The 379-nt window shown below is 62.0% G+C and carries 2 protein-coding genes; one reads left to right on the forward strand and one right to left on the reverse strand.

Going from position 1 to position 379, the window contains the following annotated elements; genetic code table 11:
- A partial coding sequence (locus AX690_RS24275; RefSeq protein ID WP_369798212.1) for a hypothetical protein occupies nt 1–78 on the forward strand: 78 nt, incomplete at its 5' end.
- Here AX690_RS24275 and AX690_RS12920 read toward each other — a convergent pair.
- On the reverse strand, nt 75–379 hold a 305-nt coding region (locus AX690_RS12920; protein ID WP_156449658.1), incomplete at its 5' end, for an integrase core domain-containing protein. The genes AX690_RS24275 and AX690_RS12920 overlap by 4 nt on opposite strands.

Here is a 379-nt window from a genome sequence, read left to right on the forward strand (position 1 = left end):
TGTACGTCGTCAGAAGTTTTGAGACAGCCGGGCTGCGGATTTAGCGGAGGGTTGGCCTCATCTGGGGTTGATATCTAGGCGGCGATTTTGCGGTGCTGCAAGCGCCGATGTTCGAGGGTCTGTCGCTTGACGCTGGCGCGGCGGCGCAGGATGTCGGCGGCCCGGCCGAAGTAGACGTCGGCTGGTGTCACATTCTCCAGGCTCTCGTGATAGCGGGCGTGGTTGTAGTGCTCGATGAAGGCGCCGATCTGGGCCTCCAGGTCGCCGGGCAGGAAGTAGTTCTCCAGCAGGATGCGGTTCTTTAAGGTCTGGTGCCAGCGCTCAATCTTGCCCTGGGTCTGGGGATGGTAGGGCGCGCCCCGGACGTGTTTCATCTCCT

The organism is Caulobacter sp. CCH9-E1 (assembly GCF_001556515.1).
Lineage (GTDB): Bacteria > Pseudomonadota > Alphaproteobacteria > Caulobacterales > Caulobacteraceae > Caulobacter.